Raw genomic sequence first — 19,650 nt, forward strand, 5'->3', positions numbered from 1 at the left:
CGGTACGGCGGCGCCCACCCGGCTCCGCCGTACCGGCGAGAGCAGGAGTCTCAGGACTTTCTGCAGAGGCTGATGGCGTCCGCGACCGCCGCCACGTCGGAGCGGTCGTTGTAGTAGTGGAAGGACATGCGCAGCAGGCGGCCGCGCGGCGCGGTCACGATGCGCCGCGCGGCCAGCCGTGCCGCCAGCGCGTCGGGGTCGTCGTCCACGATCGCCACCTGCGGCCCGCGCGCCCCGGCCGGGCTCGCCACCCGCTCGCCCGCCGCCGCCAGCCGTTCGGCCAGCTCCTCGACCAGCTCCGACACATGATCCTGTACGGCCTGCGGGTCCACCCGCTCGATGAGGTCGAACCCGGCGTTGGCCGCGTAGGCCGACGGCACGGGCGGCGTGCCGGTCTCGAAGCGCCGCGCGTCGCCGGGGAAGTCCAGCAGCCGGGTGTCGAACGCGAACGGGTCCACCCGGCCGAACCAGCCGGTGAGCTCCGGGTCGCGCTGATGCTCCAGACCGTCGCGTACGTACAGGAACGCGATGCCCGGCAGGCCGAGCAGGTACTTCAGCGAGCCGGAGGTCAGGTAGTCGCAGCCGAGCTCGCGCACGTCGACCGGGATGACCCCGGTGCCCTGATAGGCGTCCACGAACACCCGCGCGCCGTGCTCGTGCGCCAGCCGTACGACGTCCAGGACGGGCAGGCGGGCGCCGTTGCGGTAGGTGATCAGCGGCACCGACACCAGGTTGACGCGCTCGTCCACGACCCGCTCGTACGCTCCGGCCTCGACGTTCTCGCCCGTGTCCGCGGCCACCCGCACCTGGGCGCCGCGTCCGGCCTGGGCCAGCCAGACGTGCGCGATCGACGGGAACTCCAGGTCGTTGGTCACGATGCCGGGCCGGCGTGACCAGTCCAGCGACGAGGCGACCTGGAAGGCGGCCTCAGACGCGCACGAGAGCACCGCGACCTCGCCGGGGGCGGCCTTGATGAGCCGGGCGAACCGCTCGCGCGCCCACTCGACCTCGGCCATCCACACGTCCCAGGGCGCGCCCTTGTCCCGGAGCGAATAGCCGATCTCTTGCAGCGAGTACGCCAGCCGGGCGGACAGGGCACCCTGGCTGCAGCTCGCCAGGTGCACGGTGTCGGCCAGCGAGGGGAACTCCGCCCGGAATTGGGCGGCGTTCAACATGCGTAACATTTCGGGCCGCCTATCAGCCGCTTTCATTGAATTCAATAAACCTTCAATCACGTTACATCGATAGGATCGCCGGATGATTGGCACCAGAATTCGCGAGCTCCGGTCCGAACGTGGTCTGACCGTGGCACAGCTCGCGACGGCCGCGGGGGTGGCGTCGGGGTTGATCAGCCAGGTCGAGCGCGATCTGGCCGATCCCAGCCTGGAGGCGCTACGGAAGATCGCCAAGGCGTTGGATCTGCCGCTGTTCAGCCTGTTCCAGGAGCCGGATCCGGCGCTCGTGGCGGTGATCCGCGCCGACAACCGGGTGCGGGTCAAGTCGCCGTCCGACGGGATCACCTACGCGCGCGTGTCGCCGGGACGCGGGCGGCTGGAGGTCCTGGAGGGCCACCTGCTGCCCGGTGGCTCGTCGGCCGCCGAGCCGTGGTCGCATCCGTCGGAGGAGTGCGTACTGGTGCTGCGGGGGCGGCTCGTCGTCGAGGTCTCGGGCTTCGACCACGAACTGGAGGAGGGCGACAGCTGCTACTTCGACTCTTCGCTGCCGCACCGCTACCTGAATCCGGGCGAGGAACCCACCGATTTCATCATTGCCGCTACGCCTCCTAGTTACTGATTTTTCCTGTCATAGTGAGGCGCCTCATGCCCATTCAACTCAGGAGGTCCTTCGTGGTGTCCAGATTCGGCCGCGCCCTGATCCTGGCGGGAGCGGCGGCGCTGGTGCTGCCGGTGCTCCCGGTGCTCCCGGCCAACGCGTCGGGCGACGTCAAGACCAGCGCCAACGTCAAGCTCGTCGGCGGCGTCCCGAAGCAGGGGCCGTTCAAGTCCGGCGACGCCTACGACACCGACCTGGCCTTCCAGGGTGACTACGCCTACCAGGGCAACTACCACGGCTTCACGATCTACGACATCAAGAACCCGGCCAAGCCGGCGGTCGTCAGCCGGGTCACCTGCCCCGCCGCCCAGAACGACGTCTCGGTGCAGGGCAACCTGCTCTTCCTGTCGGTGGACGAGTCGCTCACCAGCGACTCCTGCAAGGCCGAAGCCGAGACGCCCAGCGTGAAGTCGGCGTGGGAGGGCATCCGGATCTTCGACATCAGCGACAAGAAGCGGCCCAAGTACATCAAGTCCATCGCGACCGCCTGTGGCTCGCACACGCACACGCTCGTACCGGCGAAGAAGCGGGCGGGCAAGAAGAGCAAGGCCGTCTACCTGTACGTCTCGTCGTACGGGCCCAGCAAGTCGTACCCCGACTGCAAGCCGCCGCACGACCGGATCTCGATCATCAAGGTGCCGCTCGGCAAGCCCACCTCGGCCAAGGTCGTCTCGCGCCCGGTGCTGTTCTCCGACGGCGGCAACGAGAAGCAGGAGAACCTGCTCGCTCCCACCACGGGCTGCCACGACATCACCGTGTTCCCGGACAAGGACCTGGCCGCGGGCGCCTGCATGGGCGACGGCGTGCTGATGGACATCTCCGACAGGGAGCACCCGAAGGTCACGACCAGGGTCACCGACGAGAACTTCGCGTTCTGGCACTCGGCGACGTTCAACAACACCGGCACCAAGGTCGTCTTCACCGACGAGCTGGGCGGGGGCGTCATGGCCGCCTGTAACGCGGCGACCGGTCCCCAGCGGGGCGCGGACGCGGTCTACGACATCGCGGACGGTCAGCTCACGTTCAAGAGCTACTACAAGATCCCGCGCAACCAGGGCCCGGACGAGAACTGCGTGGCGCACAACGGCTCGCTGATCCCGGTCAAGGGCCGCGACATCATGGTCCAGGCGTGGTACCAGGGCGGAGTGTCCATCTGGGACTTCACCGACTCCTCGGCGCCCGCGGAGATCGGCTACTTCGACCGCGGCCCGCTCACGCCGCAGAACCTCGGCGGCTCCTGGTCGGCCTACTACTACAACGGCCACATCTACAGCAGCGACATCCAGCGGGGCCTGGACGTGCTGACCATCACCGACCAGCGGACCGACCCGGCCGCCACGAAGCGGCTGAAGGTCCTCAACACCCAGACCCAGTACGCCTACTGAGGCGGCGCGAACCCACCCGGAGTCGCCTGCGGCGGCGACTCCGGCACGCTCGGCGCCGGCGGCTGGTAAGACGGCTGCCCACCCGGCTGGTACGGCATCGGCGGCGGCGGGTACGGGGCCTGCTGCTGGAACGGCGGCCCGGGCTGGGCGTAGGCCGGTGGCGTCATGCCGTTGCGCTGGGCCAGCCGTACCTGGTCGCGCCTGCGGCGCTCGGCCAGGACGGCGCTCAGGTAGGCGTGCGCCGGCACCCCGGACGGCGCGGCGGGCGAGACGAACGCCGCCACCTGCGCCGCGATGCGCATCCCCATCTCATGCTGGATCTGCGGAGACAGGTCGCGCCAGCGGGAGAGGTACTGTCTGGCGGCCATCGCCACCTCCTCGGGCAGTTGCGAGAGCTCCAGCGTCGCCGCCCAGGCGGCCAGTTGCGGCGGCATCACGATCAGGTGCCCCGCGGACCGCGGCACGCGCTCGGCGATCACGATCGTGCCCGCGAAGATGTCGCCCAGCCGCTTGCCCCGCTGCGAGACCAGCGAGGAGATCAGCGCCGGCGCCCCCGAGAACATCCAGAACTCCACCAGCCCGGCCAGCCCGCGGAACAGCGCCTGCCGGAACCGTTCCGGGCTCCCGTCGTCACTGACCACCCGCAACCCGAGCGCCAGCTTGCCCAGGCTCCGCCCCCTGCTCAAGGTCTCGAAGATCACCGGATAGCCCACGATCACCAGCACGACCAGCACGATCGACACGGCGGCGAACAACGCCACGTCGGTGACCAGGAAGAACGCTTCCAATGCCACGTACGCGGCGATCAGGACGATCATCTGGATCGCCATGTCGATGATGAGCGCCACGGCACGGGACGGCATCTGAGCCACCCGTACCTCGACGACGACGGCGTCACCGGTCACAACCTCTGACATACGTGGAGCCTAACGGCAATGGCCCGATGGATGACCGGCCACAATGGTCCGGTGGACATCGATGCGTTCGTCACCGCACACCGCCCGGTTTGGGACAGACTGGAGCACCTGGTCAAACACCGCTCGTCGCTGACCGGGCCCGAGGTCGACGAGCTGGTCGACCTCTACCAGCGGGTGTCCACGCATCTGTCGATCGTCCGCTCGTCCTCCGCCGACGCGATGCTGACCGGCCGGCTGTCCGCGCTGGTGGCCAGGGCGCGCTCGGCGGTGACGGGGGCGCACACGCCCGCCTGGCGGGAGCTGGTCAGGTTCGTCACCGTGTCGTTCCCGGTGGTCGCCTACCGGGCCCGGTGGTGGTGGCTGGCAACGTCGCTGGCGTTCATCGCCGTCTCGTGGGTGCTCGGCGTGTGGGTGGCGAGCAACCCGCAGGTGCAGACCTCGATCGCCTCGCCCGACCAGATCACCCAGCTCGTCGAGCACGACTTCGCCGACTACTACTCCGAGAACCCGGCCGCCTCCTTCGCCAGCCAGGTGTGGATCAACAACGCGTGGGTCTCGGCGCAGGTCATCATCTACGCGATCTTCCTGGGGCTGCCGATCCCCCTGGTGCTCTGGTCGAACGCGGCCAACCTCGGCGTCTCCGCCGGGCTGATGGCCTCGCGTGACAAGCTCGACATCTTCTTCGGGCTGATCATGCCGCACGGCCTGCTGGAGCTGACCGCCGTCTTCCTGGCGGCGTCCGTCGGCATGCGGCTGGGGTGGACGGTCATCGACCCCGGGCCGCGCAAGCGCGTCGAGGCGCTGGCGGAACAGGGCAGGGCGGTGGTCAGCGTGGCGCTGGGGCTGGTCGGGGTGCTGTTCGTGTCGGGGCTCATCGAGGCGTTCGTCACGCCGTCCGGGCTGCCGACCCCGGTGCGGGTGGGCATCGGGGTGCTCGCCGAAGGGGCCTTCCTCGCGTACGTGATCGTCTTCGGCAGACGGGCACTGAGCCAGAACGAGACGGGCGACCTCGAACGCGCCCCGGACGTGGCCCCGAGCGCCTGAACCCGCCGAGCGCCCGAAGCTACAGGCGGCCAGCGGCCTTCAGCGCCAGGTACGCGTCGGCCAGGGCCGGGGCGATGTCCTCCGGTGACGCGTCCACCACTTCGACGCCGTGGCGGCGCAGCCGGGCGGTGATGCGCCTGCGCCCCAGCTCCGTGTGCTCGGCCGCCGCCGCGTCGTACACCTGCTCGGCCGTGCCCTTCTGGGCCGCCATGGCCGCCACGCGCGGATCGGAGACCGCCGCGACCAGCACCAGGTGGCGCGAGGAGAGCTGCGGCAGCACCGGCATCAGCCCCTCGTCGAGCGCGGCCGAGTTGAGGTCGGTGAGCAGCACGACCAGGCAGCGCCGCTTGGCCCGGGACAGGACCGCCGCGACCATGCCCTGCGAGTCGGCCTCGATCAGCTCCGCCTCGATCGGCGCCATGGCGTTGACCAGCGACGACAGCAGCTCGGTACGCGAGGCCCCGGCCACCCAGGCGCGTACGGCCCGGTCGTAGGCGAGGAAGTCCACCTGGTCGCCCGCCCTGGCGGCGAGCGCGGCGAGCAGCAGGGCGGCGTCCATCGACCAGTCGAGCCGCGGCCAGCCGGGCACCGGGCGGGGATCAGGGCGGACCAGCAGCCCGCCGCCGCCCGCCGCGGCGCCGGCCATCGGCATCGGGGCGTCGCCCACCCGGCCCGCGGAGGTGCGGCCGGTGTCGAGCACGATCAGCACCCGCCGGTCCCGCTCGGGACGCCAGGTGCGGACGACCACGTCGTGGCGCCGCGCGGTGGCCCGCCAGTCGATCGAGCGCACGTCGTCGCCCACCACGTACTCGCGCAACGAGTCGAACTCGGTGCCCTGCCCGCGTACCAGGGCCGGATGCTGGCCGTCGAGCTCACGCAGCCTGGCCAGCCGGGAGGGCAGGTGCTTGCGCGACAGGAACGGCGGCAGCACGCGCACCGACCACGGCGCCAGGTGGGTGCCCTGGCGGGCGGCCAGGCCGAGCGGCCCGAGCGAGCGGACGGTGAGCGCCACGGACTCGCGGTCGCCGCGCCTGGTCGGGGTGAGCGTCACGACGAGCTTGCGGCGCTCGCCCGCGGGCACGTTGAGCGGCTGGGAACGCGGTGACGCGCCCGCGGAGGGCGGCCAGGCGTCCCGCAGCAGGCCGCGTATCCGCCGGCTCCCCGGGTTCTCCACCACCAGCTCGACCGTGGCCTGGCCGCCGAGGCGGACCAGCCGGTCGCCCGAGCGGTGGAAGCGGAGCGGGCGGACCGCGCCCGCGAACACCAGGTCCACGATGATCGCGGCGGCCAGCAGCAGGCAGACGCCCGCCACCGCGGGCCCCGGATCGGGCGCCAGCAGCACGACCACGACGCCGAGCGCCGCCACCAGCCCGGCGCGTCCCGTCAGAGCCATCAGCGCGGGACCGGGACCGAGGCCAGGATGCCGTCGAGCAGGCCGTCGGAGGTAGCGCCCTCCAGCTCGGCCTCGGGCCTGAGCTGGATCCGGTGCCGCAGCGCGGGCCTGGCCAGCGCCTTGACGTCGTCGGGCGTGACGTAGGCGCGGCCCGACAGCCACGCCCAGGCTCGCGCGGCGGCCAGCAGCGCGGTCGCGCCACGCGGCGAGACGCCGAGCTGGAGCGACGGGGAGTTCCTGGTGGCCCGCGCCACGTCCACGATGTAGCCGAGCACCTCGGATCCCACGTGCACCTTCGACACCGCCTCGCGGCCCGCCTCCAGGTCCTGGGCGGTGGCGACGGGCTTGATCTCGGACAGGTCGCGCGGGTCGAAGCCGTGCGCGTGCCGTTCGAGGACCATGATCTCCTGGTCGCGTGGCGGCAGCGGCACGGTCAGCTTGAGCTGGAACCGGTCGAGCTGCGCCTCCGGCAGTTGGTAGGTGCCCTCGTACTCGATCGGGTTCTGCGTCGCGCACACCACGAACGGGTCAGGCAGCTTACGCGCGTCGCCCTCGACGCTGACCTGCCGCTCCTCCATCGCCTCCAGCAGCGCGGCCTGCGTCTTCGGCGGGGTCCGGTTGATCTCGTCGGCGAGCAGCAGGTTGGTGAAGACCGGCCCCTCCCGAAACTCGAACCGCGCCGTCTTCGCGTCATAGATCAGTGAGCCCGTCACGTCGCCCGGCATCAGGTCGGGCGTGAACTGCACCCGCTTGAAGTCCAGCGAGAGCGCGGCGGACAGCGTGCGGACCATGAGCGTCTTGGCCACGCCCGGCACGCCTTCGAGCAGCACGTGCCCCCTGCACAGCAGCGCGATGACCAGTCCGGTCACCACGGCGTCCTGGCCCACCACGGCCTTGGACACCTCGGCGCGCAGCGCGCTGAGCGCGTTCCTGGCCGAGTCACCGCCGGGCACCTGGGCGGTCGCCTCAATGTTCACTTACGGTCCTCTCGATGAAGTCCAAGTAGCCTGCCAGGGCGACGAGCCCGGCGTCGTCGGCGGGGGCTGGGCCGTACAACGCGGCGCCGACCTCCTGCGCGTCCTGACCGGTCCGTACGGCGACGGCGGCCACCAGCTCGTGCCGCCCCGAGCCGGAGCCGAGGCCGAGCCGGGGCGTGAGCCGGTCGATCGTGCCGGCCCTGAGCGAGTCGGCCGCCCTGCCCCTGGCCCGCCTGGCCCGGTAGAGCCGCCCGCGCCCCTCGACCGTCTCCGCGGCCCGCACCACGACGGGCAGCCGCTCGATCACGACCGGCCCCAGCCTCCTGCCCCGCCAGAAGGCCACCAGCAGCACCGTGATGACCGTCATCAGCACGGCCCAGGGGATGCTCGCGGGCATGAGGTCGTACATCGACTGGCCGGCCTCGCCCGGCAGCTCGCCCACGGGCGGTGTCTCCGGCGCCACCAGCCAGGTCACGGCCTTGGCCGAACCCAGCAGGTTCAGGGCGAGCGCGGCGTTGCCGTCCTCGCTCAGGCGCTGGTTGGTCATGAACTCGGCGCTGCCCAGGACCGTGGTGGTGCCGCCCGCGTTGGGGTAGCTGACCAGCGTCCATCCGTCGCTCCACGGGTAGCAGCCGGTGGAGCCGGCCGGTCCGGTGAACGCGGAGTCGCCGATGAACGCGCTGCCCGCGGCCTTGGCGGCGGGCAGTGAGCAGTCGGGCTCACGCGAGCGCTCGCGCGCGGCCCCCCGCACCGGCCGCACTGCGGGGGCCAGCTCGTCGAGGGTGAAGAGGTTGTCGGCGATCACCCGGTCGCCCTGGATCCCGGCCAGGGCGCGCGGGTCGACGTAGGAGGCGTCGGTGATCAGCAGCAGCCGGTCTCCCGGCGCGGCACCGGTGGCCTTCGCCACGGCCGCCTCCGCCGAGTCGACCCGGTCTACGGTGACACCGCGGTCGCGCAGCAGCTCGGCCAGCGCCATCGAGCCCGCCAGCGAGGCGTCGGCGGGATCCAGGTGGCGTGGCGGACGGGTGTCCGGTTTGAGCAGCACGCTGAACACCGCGGCGAGCACGATGAGCGCGCCGAGCAGGACGATCAGCCGGCTCGCCCGCCAGGTGGAGCGCACGGTGGGGGAGGTGGAGCGGGACTCGCCGGTCTCCCGTGGCCGCATGTCGAGGCTCATGAGGCCCTCCCGAGTGGGGGCCCGGCCAGCGGGACCGGTCTGGCCTGGCGGAGCCGATCGTCGAGACCGCTCATGGCGTCGTACGCCTCCCGGGTGCCGGGCACGGCGCCGTAGGTGACGTCGTCGAACGAGCGGGCGGCGGCGGTCAGCTCGTCGGCGAAGCCGGGCAGCGCCTGGCCCGCCTCGGCGGCCAGCTCGTCGGCCGTACGCCCCGGCATCCCGTCGACCAGGGCCCGCTCCTCCAGGTCGCGGGCGATGGCGCGCAGCCGCTCCTGGATCGCCTCGGTCCAGTCGCCCCCGGCGGCCAGCCGCTCGGCCGCCTGGCGGTGCTCGGCGGCGGTCAGCGTCCGCTCGCCGAACAGGCCGTCCGGCGCCGCCGCGTTCCTGCGCGAGGTCTTGCGGAGCCGCCACACGACCAGCGCGATCACCCCGCTGATGATCAGTACGATCACGATGGCGGAGATGATGCCACCGGTCGTGCCGCTGCCCGTGGCCGCGTCCATGAGGTCGCCGACGAACTGCCTGAAGCGCCGGACCGCCTGGTCCAGCAGCGCTTCCTTCTCGTAGCCCGGCTTGAGGAGCTCGTCCGCGGCTCTGCGCGCGGCCTCCTCCCTGTCGATCGGGGTCACGGCGTCGATCGGGGTCACGGCCTGGCGGAGTTGGACGGATGCCAGAGCTCGTCGGCCGAGGCGTGCACCCAGCCCTGACGCTGCTGCTCGATCGCCGCCGTCTGCAGCGCCAGGTCGAACGCCTCACTGCGCATCCGCCGGTCGGCGTAGAGGAGCCCCGCGACACCCGCCTCGAACGGGTAGGTGATCAACGCGCCGAGCGTGCCGCCGACGGCGAGCAGCACGGCCGCCAGCACGGCGGTGCCGGGCGATTGGCCGAGCAGGCCGACGAGGGACCCGGCGATGGTGAACGGGATCTCCAGAATGCTCGCGACGAGCCCCACCAGCAGTGAGGTGAGCAGCAGGATGCCGAGCACCCGCCAGAAGTCGCCGGTCACCAGATTCCAGGAGCGCCGCAGCGCCTGGATGGGACCCTTGCCCTCCAGCACCACGGCCGGCGCCGCGAGCGCGAAGCGGGTCCTGAAGTACAGCACATAGCCGATGTACAGGAGGAGCAGCAGCATGGAGATCACGAACACGCCGCCCGCCGCGGCGGGTGAGCCGTCGCCCGTGCCGGTCGCGATGACCGCGACGATGAGCAGGGCGATGACGGCCAGCGGGACCAGCATGATGACGGCCATCAGCCCCACCACGCCGAACAGCGCCGGGACGCGGCCCTTGGTCAGCTGCCACGCCTCTCCGGCGGAGATCTTGCCGCCGAACACGGCGCGGCCGAGTATCCGCATCAGCACGCCGGTCAGCACGGTCACCACGACGAAGCTGACCGCGATGGAGACGAGCGCGCCGCCGTACTGGGCGATGAACCCGCCGTACATCCCGGTCAGGTCGGCCGACTCGGCGGCGGCCGGATCGTTGAGCAGGTCGCGCATGGAGTCGAAGGCGAACACCTGCCCGATCGCGATCGGGAGGGCGCCGAGGAGGGCGGCGACCGCCGAGAGGCCCAGCACCGCCTTGGGGTTCGACCGGACCAGTTTGATCGTTCCGTCGAGGATGTCGCCCAGCCCCAGCGGCCGTAGCGGTATGATCCCGGGGCGCAGTGCGGGTGGATGCGGCATGTAGCCGTATCCAGGCGGCGGTTGCTGATAGGGCGCCTGCGGGCCGGGGCCCTGTGGAGGCTGTTGCTGTTCGAAGCCGGGGGCGGTCCACGGCGAGGTCTGCGGGGCACCGTAGGGAGGGGGCTGATCTGAAGCCCAGCCTGGTGGCGTCTCGGGCGAGGGACCGTGACCGTCTGACATATCCCAATCCTGGCATGGTGGGCGGGGCAATGGTGTCGTGCGTACGACTCGCCGAGTCATCTTGCGCGCATTTGGCAGCGTTCCGCCTCAAGGATCTCATCGAAGGATGGCCGAAAGCCGGTCCGTTACCGCAGACTGAGATTGCGATCCCTACTGCAAGTCTAAAACTCGTCTTTTGTACGTCTCGTGTCCCATGCATGGGCCAACGAAGGGTAACCTTCAGCGATCGTGCGGGTATGTCCCAGAATGCGTAGAACGAATGAGGGGCCATGAAAGGTCGCGTGCTGGTCGTCGATGACGACGCCGCTCTCGCCGAGATGCTGGGTATCGTGTTGCGCGGCGAAGGCTTCGAGCCATCCTTTGTCTCAGACGGTGACAAAGCCCTTGACGCTTTCCGGGACACGCGCCCGGACCTGGTGTTGCTCGACCTGATGCTGCCGGGGGCGGACGGCATCGACGTGGCGCGCAGGATCAGGGCCGAATCGGGTGTGCCCATCGTCATGCTCACCGCCAAGAGCGACACGATCGACGTCGTGCTCGGTCTGGAGTCGGGCGCCGACGACTACATCGTCAAGCCGTTCAAGCCGAAGGAACTCGTGGCCAGGGTGCGCGCGCGGCTGCGCCGTACCGACGAGCCCACCCCGGAGATCCTGCAGATCGGCGACATCACCATCGACGTGGCCGGCCACTCGGTCAAGCGTGGTGAGGAGACCATCAACCTGACGCCGCTCGAGTTCGACCTGCTCGTCGCCCTGGCCCGCAAGCCGCGCCAGGTCTTCACCCGGGAGGTCCTGCTGGAGCAGGTCTGGGGCTACCGGCACGCGGCCGACACGCGGCTGGTCAACGTGCACGTCCAGCGGCTCCGGGCGAAGATCGAGAAGGACCCGGAGCATCCCGAGATCGTCGTCACGGTCCGCGGCGTGGGTTACAAAGCCGGGCCGGCCTGACCTCCGACCGACCTGGCCATGCCCTCGACTAGTAGCAGGACCCGACTCCGTCGCCGTACTCTCCGCCAGATTCTCGGCGGGGTCCGGCGGCGGACGCGGCGTGCGGCGGGCCGGGTACGCAGCGTCTGGAGGCGCTCACTCCAGCTCCAGGTGGTCACCAGCACGCTGGTGATCTCCGTGACCGTGGTGGTCGTGCTCGGCGTCTTCCTGTCCGACCAGATCAACAGGTCGGTCATCGAGAGCCGCCAGCAGTCGTCGGCCACCGAGGCGCTCGCCGACCGCGTGCGGATCGCCGACGCCCTCAGCCAGAAGCCCGACGACCAGGTCAAGTCGACCGCCGACACGGGCGGCAACACGCCCGTCGACCCGCTCGACGAGGTGATGGACACGATCACCGGCTCGGGCGAGAACGGCTCCAAGAAGCGCTACGAGGTGCTGGTGCTCAACACCTCCCGCCCCGGCAAGTCGCGCGCCTCGGGCAATGTCGCGCCCGAGGACGTGCCGCAGGCGCTGCAGCAGAAGCTGCGCGGCCAGGAGCAGAAGTACATCTTCGACAAGCCGCTGCGCTTCACCGCGCCCATCACGTTCACCGGTGACAGCCAGGCCACGCCCACGCTGGTCATCGGCGGCGTGGTCGACATCAACGGCGAGAACTACGAGGTCTACCACTTCTTCCCGATCAACGAGGAAGAGCAGATGCTGTCCAACGTCAGGCTCGCCCTCGCCGTGGTGGGTCTGGGACTCGTGCTGCTGCTCGCCGCCATCGCCTACCTGGTGGCCCGCCAGGTCGTCAGCCCGGTGCGGCTGGCCCGTCAGGCGGCCGAGCGCCTGGCCGCGGGCAAACTCGACGAGCGGCTCAAGGTACGCGGCGAGGACGACCTGGCCCGCCTGGCCACCTCGTTCAACGAGATGGCCGTCAACCTGGCGCTGAAGATCCACCAGTTGGAGGAGCTGTCCCAGGTCCAGCGGCAGTTCGTGTCCGACGTCTCCCACGAGCTGCGCACCCCGCTGACCACCGTGCGGATGGCCGCCGACCTGCTCTACGACGCCCGCGAGGACTTCGACCCGATGGCCTCCCGCTCGGCCGAGCTCATGCAGGCCCAGCTTGAGCGGTTCGAGTCGATGCTGGCCGACCTGCTGGAGATCAGCCGCTACGACGCCGGCGCCGCCACGCTCGACCTCGACCCCGTCGACGTGCGTGACGTGGTGCTGCGCGCGATCGGCGACTCCGAGGCGCTGGCCGAGCGCCACTCCACCCGCTTCGAGCTGCGGCTGCCCAACGAGCCGTGCATGGTGGAGATCGACAACCGGCGGGTCGAGCGCATCCTGCGCAACCTGCTGTTCAACGCCATCGAGCACGGCGAGGGCAGGGACGTCGTGGTGACGGTGGGCGCCGACCGGGACGCCGTGGCCGTCGCCGTACGAGATCACGGGATCGGCCTGAAGGCGGGCGAGGACACCATGGTGTTCGACCGGTTCTGGCGCGCCGACCCCTCGCGGGCGCGGACCATCGGCGGCACCGGGCTGGGCCTGGCCATCTCGCGGGAGGACGCCTCGCTGCACGGCGGCTGGCTGCAGGCGTGGGGACAGCAGGGGGAGGGCTCGCAGTTCCGGCTGACACTGCCCCGGGTGGCCGGGACCGATCTGAAGGGGTCGCCGCTGTCGCTGGTGCCGCCCGAGATCGAGATGCGGCGCACGTGGCGCGGGCAGATGACACCGGTGCTGCTGCCCGCGTCGGCGGACGGGGCCGGTTATGACGAGGACTAGTAAGCCGCTCCGCGCACGGCTCAGGCGGCTCGGCGCCGTCGGCGTCGTCGTCGCGACTCTCGCCTGGAGCTCGGCCTGCGCGGTGATCCCCGTGGGCGGCCCGTTCCCGGTCGGCGAGGCCAATGACAACGACCCGATGAGCAAGCCGTTCCAGCGCATGGTCGCCATCGAGCCGCAGCACGGCTGGACGCCGCAGCAGGTGGTGGAGGGCTTGCAGGCGGCCATGGCCGCTTACGCCGACGACCCGGAGATCCTCGGCAAGTACCTGACGGACGAGGCGCGGCAGGCGTGGAAGCCCGGCGGTCCGGTGACGGTGCTCGACAACGGGGCGAAATACGATGAATCCGGGAAGACCAGTGACAAGGAGGTCACCGTCGTCCTCTCGGGCACCCAGGTGGCCCGTATCGAGGACGACGACACCTACGTGCCCGTGTCCGTGGGCGTGGACAGGAAGTTCACCCTGGTCAAGGACAAGACCGGCGAATATCGGGTCAATTCGCTGGTCGGGGGCCTCGTGCTCACTGAGGCGGACGTCGCCCGCGCGTACCGGCCGACGAACCTCTACTACCTGAACGGCGCGCCCGGCAGCGGCGGGGCCAACGCGGACATGCTGGTCGTCGACCGGGTACGGCTGCGGCTCAAGCCCACCGAGAGCTTCGCCAAGACCATCATCGAACGCCTGCTCAAGGGCCCGAGCAAAGCGCTGCAGGGCGCCGTGGAGAACGTCTTCCCGCACGGCACGCGGGTCGAGTCCGTACGCGCGGGCGACGACCGCGTGGTGATCAACCTCAGCGGTCCCATCGACTCGGACAACATCTTCAGCAGGGGACTCCAGGCCCAGCTCAGATGGAGCCTCACCAGCAACAACGTGGCCAACGGCCGCTCCATCGAGGTGCAGCTCGACGGCGAGCCGTTCTTCTCCTCGGACACGCTGACCATCGAGCCCAACATGTCCGGCGACTGGCTGGGCGCCGCCTCCAACGTCGTCTACTACACCAACAGCAAAGGCGCCGTCTATTCGGTGGGCCACGACGGACCCGGCAGGGTCGTGGCCGGGCCCGCCGGTCAGCCGAACAACCAGTACTCCCACTTCGCCGTGATCGCCGGCGGCTACGCCACCGGCCAGGGCGCCGACCTCATCGCGGCCAAGTCGAGCGCGGGCGGCATCTGGGTCACCAGGGCCGCCGCGGACGGCCGCTGGCAGCAGTGGATCCAGGGGGCGAGCGCGGACCTCACGGCGCCCTCCTGGCACAGGGACGGCACCCTGTGGACGTACGACCGCCGCAGCAAGGCCGTGCTCCGCTGCAACCCGAGCGCGGGGCGCGGGCCCGAGCGCATCGCCGCGCCGAGCCTCGACGGGTTCGACGTCACGCGGCTGCGGATCGCCAGGGACGGCGTGCGGGTGGCGGTGACGATCGGCAAGCACGAGATCCGCGTCGGCGCCATCACTGGAGAGGGCGCCTCCACCATGCTCGGAAACTTCCAGACCCTGAGCACGGTGGACGACGAGAACATCATGGACCTGGCCTGGCGTGACGGCGAGCATCTGGTGGTGCTCTCGCAGAGCAACGCCGGGTCGGTGGTCAAGGAGATCAACGTGGGCGACGGCACGGTCACCAAGCTGCCGTCGGACAAGCGGCTGCGCACGCTGGCCGCGCAGGGTGAGCGGATCCTGGCGGGGACCTTGCAGAAGAACGAGATCCTGGAATCCAACCTGGACAAGCAGAGCTGGACCGCCAAGATCGCCGCCGACGCCGACACCCCGATCTTCCCCCTGGGCTGACCGCCCGCGGCCCGTCACACGTGCGGTCCGGTCACGTACGGACCGCCTCACCTGCGATCTTGCGTCACTGAAAGTGTCGGGGGCGCCGGGCATGCTGGTCCCCGTGTTCGCCGCTCTCGCCGATCTGATCCTGCCGCAGCACTGCCTGGGCTGTGCCGCCAGAGGCCCGCGCCTGTGCGAGAGCTGTCTGGCCCCCGTCCCGGCCCGCCGCATGCCGAGACCGGTCCCGGCCGGGCTCCCCGAGTGCTGGTCGGCCGCCGACTACGCGGGGGCCGTGCGTGAGGCGATCGTCGCCTACAAGGAGCGCGGCCAGACCACGTTGGCCCGTCCGCTGGCGGCGGCCCTGGCCTTCACCGCCTGCCACGCCCTGGCGTCCCGGCCCGCCGCGCCGGTGGCCGTCGTGCCCATCCCCAGCGCCGCCCGCGCCCGCCGGTCGAGAGGACACGACCCGGTCGGCAGGCTGGCCGCGCTGGCCGTACGTCAGTTGGCGGCGTTCGGCCGCCGGGCGGAGGTGTGGCCCGTGCTCGGGCAGGCGCGTCAGGTGGGCGACCAGGCGGGCCTGAGCGCCACGCAGCGGGCCGCCAACCTCGCCGCCTCCCTGCTGGTCACCTCCGCCGGGAAGGCCCGCCCAGCGGCCTCTGTGCTGCTCGTGGACGACATCGTCACGACGGGCTCCACCCTGGCCGAAGCGACCCGGACACTCCGGGCGAATGGCGTCGAAGTCCTGCTGGCGGTCACCGTCGCCGCGACACGCCGAAGATCTTGAGATCCATTACGGTCACCCTGGGTAAAGAAAGATCTATCCATCGGCCCTGACTTGGAGGCCACATGTCACTACCCACCGAGCGGCGGCGGGGCTGCTCAGCACTCCACGGTGGCACGGATTTATGAGCAGCCGTCCGCAGAAAAGGGCATGCGTCACGCCCGTAACACTGGTGAAAAATCACAGAAAGTGATCGTTTGACCGATCCCTAGGCTGACATTCGGTCGCGATCCGGATAGCGTTCTGACATGGCACCCGTTCGGGTCCGTGGTTGCGCAGGGTCGGGGCTCCCGGCTCTGCTAGCCGATGCCAGCCGCAGGCAAAACGGTCCACGTAAGGCGACTCTTTGTCGACCGATCACGGTGCGGCTTAGGGGTAAGTCCTGCCTTCCCGGGGGTCCAGATGTCCCCCGCCAGAAGAGAAGGGCAGTAGTGGCATCAGAGCCGCGAAATCCTCAGCAGGCGAATGTGGGGTCGAAGACCAGGTCGGCCGGGCGGGTGCCACCCGAGATCCCGGTGACGGAACGTCGGAAGAGGGTAACGGTGACAGCAGAGAGGCAGACGGAAGACCCCGCCCGGCAAGAACGTCGTCGGGCGCTCTTTCTCAGTCGTTAGACGAAGGGGGGCTGTTGCATGGACATCATCGTCAAGGGCCGGCACACAGGAGTGAGTGATCGGTTCCGAGACCAGGTGGCGACCAAGCTGGCCAGGATCGAGCGTCTGGACAACAAGCTCATTCGAGTCGATGTGGAGGTGTCGAAGGAGCGCAACCCGCGCATCGCCAACCAGCGAGAGCGTGTCGAGCTGACCATTCACTCTCGAGGACCCGCCATCCGTGCGGAGGCTTCCGCCGACGATCGATTCGCCGCCCTAGACATGGCGCTGGACAAACTGGAAGGTCGCCTCAGGCGGCTCTCCGACCGGCGCAAAGTGCACCACGGCAACCACTGCCCGCCCTCCGTCGCGGAGCTCACCGCGACGCTTCCCGATGTCGCCGACCTGGCACCCCGCGAGGTCGAGGCCGAGGTCGTCCCCGAGTTCGAAGAAGATCAGCTACCCGATGACAGGCAGTACGACGACATCGTCCCGATCGAGATGGAGGGCGACGGGCCGCTCATCGTACGGGAGAAGCACCACAAAGCGGAACCTATGACCATCGACCAGGCTCTCCTTGAGATGGAGCTGGTCGGCCACGATTTCTACCTGTTCCGTGATAAGGAGAGCGGCCAGCCGTGTGTCGTTTACAACCGGCGCGGCTATAACTACGGCGTACTGCGGCTCGTAGAGCCGTGACAGCGCGCTAAAAGATCTTCTCGACCACCCTAGGACCGCGTTAGACGTGCCATCATTGGCGGTCCAACGGCTCTGGCCCCCCGACGAGGAGGAGACGTGAGCGAGCTCAGTCAGGTGATGAGCGAGCGAAGCGCGGAGAAGGCAGTCGCGAGGCTGATCGAGGAGGCCTGGTGACGGAGTCTGGCGAGGCCCGCGCGTCAGGAGGCGAGCCGATCCGCGTCCTGATCGTGGACGATCACGAGTTGATCAGGCGGAGCCTGGCTCTGGCGCTGGCCGCCGAGCCGGACATCGAGGTGGTCGGTGAGGCGAGCGACGGGCACGAGGCGGTCGAAATGGCCGACCGCCTCATGCCCGACGTGGTGCTCATGGACGTACGCATGCCGCGACAGGACGGCATCGAGGCGGCGAAGGGCATCAAGGCCTCGGTGCCGAGCACGCGCATCATCATGCTGACGGTCAGCGACGAAGAAGAAGACCTCTTCGAAGCCATCAAGGCGGGCGCGACCGGCTATCTGCTCAAGGACGTGCAGATCAACGACGTCCCCGCCGCCGTGCGCGGAGTACACGAAGGCCAATCGCTCATCAATCCCGCCATGGCCGCCAAACTCATCAACGAGTTCGCGAACATGAGCAAGAAGGAGAGCGAACGCCCACCCCAGCTCCCGGTGCCCCGGCTGACCGAACGCGAGATGGAGGTGCTGCGCCTGGTGGCCAAGGGGATGAACAACCGCGAGATCGCCAAGCAGCTCTTCATCTCCGAGAACACAGTGAAGAACCACGTCCGCAACATCCTCGACAAGCTGCAACTCCACTCACGCATGGAGGCCGTGGTCTACGCGGTGCGCGAACGCATGCTGGAAATCACCTGACGTCGCCCCCGAGACGGCCGCGACGAACGGCGACCGACCCGCCCCCAGACCGGGCGCGACGGATGGCGTTCATCCGCCCCAGACGGGGCGCGACGGATGGTGACCACCCGCCCCCAGACCGGGTGCGACGGATGGCGATCATCTGACGCGCGCCCCGGGCATCCGACGCGCCGCTCCGGAGTGCGTCTGTGCGGGTCGGCGGGCGCAACCGAGCCGCCCTGGTCGGCGCGCAGGCCGCTGCCCGGGCTTCGCGTGGCCTGGGGCGCCCGGGGCGGACAGCGATCACCCGGTGCCCATCCCGAACGGGTGCGGAGGATGGCGTTCTGACGGCACTCGCCGCCAGGCTGGCGACGAGGGCCATGATCAGGCGGGCGCTTCCAAGTGGGCGATGAGGGCGGGGTCGGCGCGTTCGACTCGTACGGCGTCGCAGCCCACCCAGTCGGCGGCCGACCACAGGGCGTCGCGTAGGGCGTCGGCCCACTTGGCGCCGGTGAGGCCGGGCTCCAGGCTGAGCTGCCTGGCCACCAGGGTGGTGCCGTCGCGGGCCGGGTCCACGCGGCCGATCAGCCGGCCGCCGGCCAGCACCGGCATCGTGAAGTAGCCGTGCACCCGCTTGTGCTTGGGCACGTAGAGCTCGAGCTGGTAGTTGAAGCCGAAGACCCGCTCGGTCCGGCCGCGATGCCAGATGAGCGAGTCGAACGGCGACACCAGCGTCGTGCGGTGCCGTCCGCGCGGCGCCGACTCCAGGCCCGCCGGATCGGCCCACGCGTTGGTCTGCCCCCTGGTCGAGGGCCAGCCGGTCACGTGCACGGGCACCAGCCCGGTGGCCCCGCTGAGCAGCGCTTCGTCGAGGATCGCGGCGAACCTCCCCTTGAGCCGCAGGAAGTCGATCAGGTCACCCCTGGTCGCCACGCCCAGCGAGGCGCCGGCGATGGCCGCCAGCCGGACGATGCACTCCTCGTCGGAGAGGTCCTCGGCCAGGAGTTCGGCGGGGACCACGCGCTCGGACAGGTCGTAGACCCTGCGCCAGCCGACGCGGCGGCTGCAGACGATCTCGCCGATGTCGAGCAGCCACTCCAGGCCGATCTTCGAGTCGGACCAGTCCCACCAGGGGCCGCCGTTCTTGGCGCCGCCGACGTCCGAGGTGGTGAGGGGGCCCGAGTCGCGTACCTGATCCCGCAGCTTGTCGACGTGGTCGGGCACCTCGTGCCAGCGGTAGCGGCGGTCGCGGTAGGCGCGTCGTCTGAAGGCGTAGAGGGGCCAGTGCTCGATCGGCAGGATGCAGGCGGCGTGGCACCAGTATTCGAAGCTCAGGGCGGGATTGTGCCAGTAGGCGCGTTCGACCTTGGGCCTGCCCACCGCGCCCAGACGCGCGTAGGCGACGAGCTCGTGGGAGCGGGCCAGGACGGAGATCGTGTCGAGCTGGATCGCGCCGAGCCTGCGGAGCATGCCGTGCACCCCGCCCCGGCGCGCGTCCGCGCCGCCGAGCAGGCCCTGGGCCCGCAGGATGATCCGCCGCGCCTCGTCGGCCGTCAGATCCGTCATATCAGCACATTGGTACGGCTAGGCATGCCGCGAATGCTAGCGGCGGGCACCGACAGAACGGCGACCCGCCGCGAGACGCACGCATCAGCGGCGG

At 70.2% G+C, this 19,650-nt stretch carries 17 protein-coding genes; 9 read left to right on the forward strand and 8 right to left on the reverse strand.

Annotated features, from left to right (window positions below):
• Window positions 1-50: 50 nt before the first annotated feature.
• A complete protein-coding gene (locus KLK06_RS02040) occupies window positions 51-1,184 on the reverse strand; it encodes an aminotransferase class V-fold PLP-dependent enzyme (RefSeq protein ID WP_214633513.1) in 1,134 nt (377 codons plus the stop codon).
• 73 nt (window positions 1,185-1,257) lie between these two features.
• Between KLK06_RS02040 and KLK06_RS02045 the strand changes: the two genes are divergently transcribed.
• Window positions 1,258-1,794, forward strand: coding sequence for a helix-turn-helix domain-containing protein (locus tag KLK06_RS02045; protein ID WP_214633514.1), 537 nt, complete (start codon window positions 1,258-1,260; stop codon window positions 1,792-1,794).
• A 53-nt stretch (window positions 1,795-1,847) separates the two neighbouring features.
• Window positions 1,848-3,218 (forward strand): hypothetical protein, encoded by a 1,371-nt coding sequence (locus KLK06_RS02050; RefSeq protein WP_308168063.1) that lies wholly within the window; start codon window positions 1,848-1,850, stop codon window positions 3,216-3,218.
• Here KLK06_RS02050 and KLK06_RS02055 read toward each other — a convergent pair.
• Window positions 3,212-4,135: an RDD family protein gene (locus KLK06_RS02055; RefSeq protein ID WP_214633516.1), complete on the reverse strand. Its 924-nt coding sequence runs from the start codon at window positions 4,133-4,135 to the stop codon at window positions 3,212-3,214. The two genes, KLK06_RS02050 and KLK06_RS02055, sit on opposite strands and share 7 nt — an antisense overlap.
• 51 nt (window positions 4,136-4,186) lie before the next feature.
• Here KLK06_RS02055 and KLK06_RS02060 point away from each other — a divergent pair, with 51 nt between their 5' ends.
• Complete coding sequence (locus tag KLK06_RS02060; protein WP_214633517.1) at window positions 4,187-5,179, forward strand: stage II sporulation protein M; 993 nt, start codon at window positions 4,187-4,189, stop codon at window positions 5,177-5,179.
• 19 nt (window positions 5,180-5,198) lie between these two features.
• Here KLK06_RS02060 and KLK06_RS02065 read toward each other — a convergent pair whose 3' ends face one another.
• From KLK06_RS02065 to KLK06_RS02085, 5 genes are read right to left on the reverse strand one after another with little or no spacing between them, the layout of a single operon-like run.
• Window positions 5,199-6,572 (reverse strand): DUF58 domain-containing protein, encoded by a 1,374-nt coding sequence (locus KLK06_RS02065; protein ID WP_214633518.1) that lies wholly within the window; start codon window positions 6,570-6,572, stop codon window positions 5,199-5,201.
• Window positions 6,572-7,549, reverse strand: a complete 978-nt coding sequence (locus tag KLK06_RS02070; protein ID WP_214633519.1) for a MoxR family ATPase — start codon at window positions 7,547-7,549, stop codon at window positions 6,572-6,574. Before KLK06_RS02070 ends, KLK06_RS02065 begins: the two co-directional genes overlap by 1 nt.
• Window positions 7,539-8,726 carry a DUF4350 domain-containing protein gene (locus KLK06_RS02075; protein WP_214633520.1) on the reverse strand — a complete coding sequence of 396 codons (1,188 nt, stop codon included), beginning with the start codon at window positions 8,724-8,726 and terminating at the stop codon, window positions 7,539-7,541. Before KLK06_RS02075 ends, KLK06_RS02070 begins: the two co-directional genes overlap by 11 nt.
• A complete protein-coding gene (locus tag KLK06_RS02080; protein WP_308168064.1) occupies window positions 8,723-9,373 on the reverse strand; it encodes a DUF4129 domain-containing protein in 651 nt (216 codons plus the stop codon). Before KLK06_RS02080 ends, KLK06_RS02075 begins: the two co-directional genes overlap by 4 nt.
• Window positions 9,370-10,410 (reverse strand): glycerophosphoryl diester phosphodiesterase membrane domain-containing protein, encoded by a 1,041-nt coding sequence (locus KLK06_RS02085; RefSeq protein WP_250904744.1) that lies wholly within the window; start codon window positions 10,408-10,410, stop codon window positions 9,370-9,372. Before KLK06_RS02085 ends, KLK06_RS02080 begins: the two co-directional genes overlap by 4 nt.
• 449 nt (window positions 10,411-10,859) lie before the next feature.
• Here KLK06_RS02085 and mtrA point away from each other — a divergent pair, with 449 nt between their 5' ends.
• The 6 genes from mtrA to KLK06_RS02115 all read left to right on the forward strand — a co-directional run bounded on the left by mtrA (window position 10,860) and on the right by KLK06_RS02115 (window position 18,011).
• On the forward strand, window positions 10,860-11,537 hold the full coding sequence (gene mtrA, locus KLK06_RS02090; protein ID WP_043620615.1) for an MtrAB system response regulator MtrA: 678 nt from the start codon (window positions 10,860-10,862) through the stop codon (window positions 11,535-11,537).
• An 18-nt stretch (window positions 11,538-11,555) separates the two neighbouring features.
• Window positions 11,556-13,304 (forward strand): MtrAB system histidine kinase MtrB, encoded by a 1,749-nt coding sequence (gene mtrB, locus KLK06_RS02095; protein ID WP_214633522.1) that lies wholly within the window; start codon window positions 11,556-11,558, stop codon window positions 13,302-13,304.
• Window positions 13,291-15,087, forward strand: coding sequence for an LpqB family beta-propeller domain-containing protein (locus KLK06_RS02100; protein WP_214633523.1), 1,797 nt, complete (start codon window positions 13,291-13,293; stop codon window positions 15,085-15,087). The genes mtrB and KLK06_RS02100 overlap by 14 nt, the downstream gene beginning before the upstream one ends.
• 91 nt (window positions 15,088-15,178) lie before the next feature.
• Window positions 15,179-15,853, forward strand: a complete 675-nt coding sequence (locus KLK06_RS02105) for a ComF family protein (RefSeq protein ID WP_250904745.1) — start codon at window positions 15,179-15,181, stop codon at window positions 15,851-15,853.
• 629 nt (window positions 15,854-16,482) lie between these two features.
• Window positions 16,483-17,142: a ribosome hibernation-promoting factor, HPF/YfiA family gene (gene hpf / locus KLK06_RS02110; protein ID WP_214633524.1), complete on the forward strand. Its 660-nt coding sequence runs from the start codon at window positions 16,483-16,485 to the stop codon at window positions 17,140-17,142.
• 170 nt (window positions 17,143-17,312) lie between these two features.
• Window positions 17,313-18,011: a response regulator transcription factor gene (locus tag KLK06_RS02115; RefSeq protein WP_214633525.1), complete on the forward strand. Its 699-nt coding sequence runs from the start codon at window positions 17,313-17,315 to the stop codon at window positions 18,009-18,011.
• Between the two features lie 363 nt (window positions 18,012-18,374).
• Here the strand turns inward: KLK06_RS02115 and KLK06_RS02120 are convergent, their stop codons facing one another.
• Window positions 18,375-19,556 carry a winged helix-turn-helix domain-containing protein gene (locus KLK06_RS02120; RefSeq protein WP_214633526.1) on the reverse strand — a complete coding sequence of 394 codons (1,182 nt, stop codon included), beginning with the start codon at window positions 19,554-19,556 and terminating at the stop codon, window positions 18,375-18,377.
• Window positions 19,557-19,650: the final 94 nt, after the last annotated feature.

Origin of the sequence: Nonomuraea sp. NEAU-A123 (genome assembly GCF_018603905.1) — a bacterium.
Lineage (GTDB): Bacteria > Actinomycetota > Actinomycetes > Streptosporangiales > Streptosporangiaceae > Nonomuraea.

Bases quoted from the DNA above. Each gene is read 5' to 3' on its own strand.
- KLK06_RS02045 (WP_214633514.1), top strand. From the start codon at position 1,258: ATGATTGGCACCAGAATTCGCGAGCTCCGGTCCGAACGTGGTCTGACC.
- KLK06_RS02120 (WP_214633526.1), bottom strand. From the start codon at position 19,556: ATGACGGATCTGACGGCCGACGAGGCGCGGCGGATCATCCTGCGGGCC.
- KLK06_RS02055 (WP_214633516.1), bottom strand. From the start codon at position 4,135: ATGTCAGAGGTTGTGACCGGTGACGCCGTCGTCGTCGAGGTACGGGTG.
- mtrA (WP_043620615.1), top strand. From the start codon at position 10,860: ATGAAAGGTCGCGTGCTGGTCGTCGATGACGACGCCGCTCTCGCCGAG.
- KLK06_RS02075 (WP_214633520.1), bottom strand. From the start codon at position 8,726: ATGAGCCTCGACATGCGGCCACGGGAGACCGGCGAGTCCCGCTCCACC.
- KLK06_RS02065 (WP_214633518.1), bottom strand. From the start codon at position 6,572: ATGGCTCTGACGGGACGCGCCGGGCTGGTGGCGGCGCTCGGCGTCGTG.
- KLK06_RS02040 (WP_214633513.1), bottom strand. From the start codon at position 1,184: ATGTTACGCATGTTGAACGCCGCCCAATTCCGGGCGGAGTTCCCCTCG.
- hpf (WP_214633524.1), top strand. From the start codon at position 16,483: ATGGACATCATCGTCAAGGGCCGGCACACAGGAGTGAGTGATCGGTTC.
- KLK06_RS02100 (WP_214633523.1), top strand. From the start codon at position 13,291: ATGACGAGGACTAGTAAGCCGCTCCGCGCACGGCTCAGGCGGCTCGGC.
- KLK06_RS02085 (WP_250904744.1), bottom strand. From the start codon at position 10,410: ATGCCGCATCCACCCGCACTGCGCCCCGGGATCATACCGCTACGGCCG.
- mtrB (WP_214633522.1), top strand. From the start codon at position 11,556: ATGCCCTCGACTAGTAGCAGGACCCGACTCCGTCGCCGTACTCTCCGC.
- KLK06_RS02105 (WP_250904745.1), top strand. From the start codon at position 15,179: ATGCTGGTCCCCGTGTTCGCCGCTCTCGCCGATCTGATCCTGCCGCAG.